The sequence below is a fragment of the Pseudoxanthomonas sp. LjRoot204_2 genome (assembly GCF_056175765.1).
Genome location: NZ_JBGFFG010000551.1, coordinates 1 through 1,892, shown reverse-complemented (window position 1 = coordinate 1,892; position 1,892 = coordinate 1). Strand labels below are relative to the sequence as shown.

At 67.7% G+C, this 1,892-nt stretch carries 3 protein-coding genes; all 3 read left to right on the top strand.

What is annotated here, in order from left to right; translation table 11 throughout:
* The coding region (locus AC04L7_RS17755) for a carboxymuconolactone decarboxylase family protein (RefSeq protein WP_475513575.1) at nucleotides 1-188 on the top strand (188 nt) is incomplete at its 5' end.
* 202 nt (nucleotides 189-390) lie between these two features.
* The gene (locus AC04L7_RS17750; protein WP_475513574.1) at nucleotides 391-1,398 is read left to right on the top strand and encodes an isocitrate dehydrogenase; all 1,008 of its coding nucleotides are present in this window, start codon (nucleotides 391-393) and stop codon (nucleotides 1,396-1,398) included.
* 132 nt (nucleotides 1,399-1,530) lie between these two features.
* Nucleotides 1,531-1,892 (top strand): hypothetical protein (locus tag AC04L7_RS17745; RefSeq protein WP_475513573.1); only part of this gene is annotated, 362 nt, incomplete at its 3' end.

The window sequence follows — 1,892 nt, the reverse complement described above, 5'->3', positions numbered from 1 at the left end:
GCATCAGCTACCACGTCGCGCAGTGCAAGGAAGCGGGCGTGACCCGCGAGGAGTTCTTCGAAACCTTCTCGGTGGGACTGGTCGTCGGCGGGTCGATCGTCATCCCGCACCTGCGTCGCGCGGTGGATTTCCTGGACCAGCTGGAGGGCGGCCAGGCGGATACGCCGCCGGCGCACGACCACGGCTGACGTTCCGCTTTTCCGCGAGGAAAGCCCGCGACGCGAAGAGGCGGCGCCCTGCCTGCCGTCCGCGCCTGGCGCGGGCGGGGGCTCAGACCATGGTCGATTAGGGGACTTGCCGGCCGTTCGGGCATAATTGGCGGACAAATCTTCCTTTTCGCGCGCGTCGTGGCCTTGTCCGGTGCGTGCCCCTGTTCGGAAACCCCACTCAATGACCCAGACGATTACGGTCATCCGCGGCGATGGCATCGGCCCGGAGATCATGGACGCCACCCTTTACGTGCTCGACGCCCTCAAGGTCGGCCTGGCCTACGAGGAAGCCGATGCCGGCCTGGTGGCGCTGGAAAAGCACGGCGACCTGCTGCCGCAGGCCACGCTGGACTCCATCCGCAAGAACGGCGTGGCGCTGAAGAGTCCGCTGACCACGCCGGTGGGCGAGGGTTTCAGCTCGATCAACGTGGCCCTGCGCCGCCACTTCGACCTGTACGCCAACGTGCGTCCGGCGAAGTCGTTCCCGAACACCAAGTCGCGCTTCCCTTCGGGCGTGGACCTGATCACCGTGCGCGAGAACACCGAGGGCGCGTACATCGGTGAAGGCCAGTCGATTTCCGAAGACGGCGAGACCGCGCTGCTGACGCAGAAGATCACCCGCAAGGGCTCCGACCGCATCGTGCGCTACGCCTACGACCTGGCCCGCAAGACCGGTCGCAAGAAGGTCACGATCGTCCACAAGGCCAACATCCTGAAGACGACCTCGGGGCTGTTCCTGAAGGTCGCGCGCGAAGTCGCCGCGCAGTACCCCGACATCCAGACCAACGAGATGATCGTGGACAACACCTGCATGCAGCTGGTGATGCGTCCGGAGCAGTTCGACATCATCGTCACCRMCAACCTGTTCGGCGACATCMTCWCCGACCTGTGCGCCGGCCTCGTCGGCGGCCTGGGCCTGGCCCCGGGCGCCAACATCGGCGTGGACGCGGCGATCTTCGAAGCCGTGCACGGCTCGGCCCCGGACATCGCCGGCAAGGGCGTCGCCAATCCGTGCGCGCTGTTGCTGGGCGCGGCCCAGATGCTCGACCACCTGGGCCAGCCGGAGAAGGCCGAGCGCCTGCGCGCGGCCATCATCGGCACGCTGGAAGCCAAGGATTCGCTGACCCCGGATCTGGGCGGCGAGGGCACCACGATGTCGTTCGCGAAGGCGATCGCCAGCCGCGTGTAAGCACGGCCACATCGCGGCRAGCACGAACGGGACGCTCAGCGTCCCGTTTTTGTTTGTCCCTGTCCCATCCATGGGGTTGGACGCTAGGCTGGCGGCACGCACAATCCGCGGCCCCACGCAGAAGGCCCTGCCATGTCCGTCCGTCCCAGCGCGCTCGCGCTGACCCCGTTGCTGCTGTTCCTGGCGCTGTTCTTCGGTGCCGGGCTGTATTACACGGCGCAGGGCGAGGCGATGGGGTTCTACCAGCTGCGCGCGCCGGTGGCGATCCTGCCGGCGCTGGCGTTGGGCGTCTGGCTGGCGCGCCGGCGCGGCCTGCCTGCGCAGCAGACCCTGCTGCAGGGCATGGGCGACAGCAACGTCATGTTGATGTGCCTGATCTTCCTGCTGGCGGGCGCATTCGCGACCGTGTCCAAGGCCATCGGCGCGGTCGATGCGGTCGTCGCGCTGGGATTGGGCGCGCTGCCGGCCAGCCTGATCCTGCCCGGCCTGTTCCT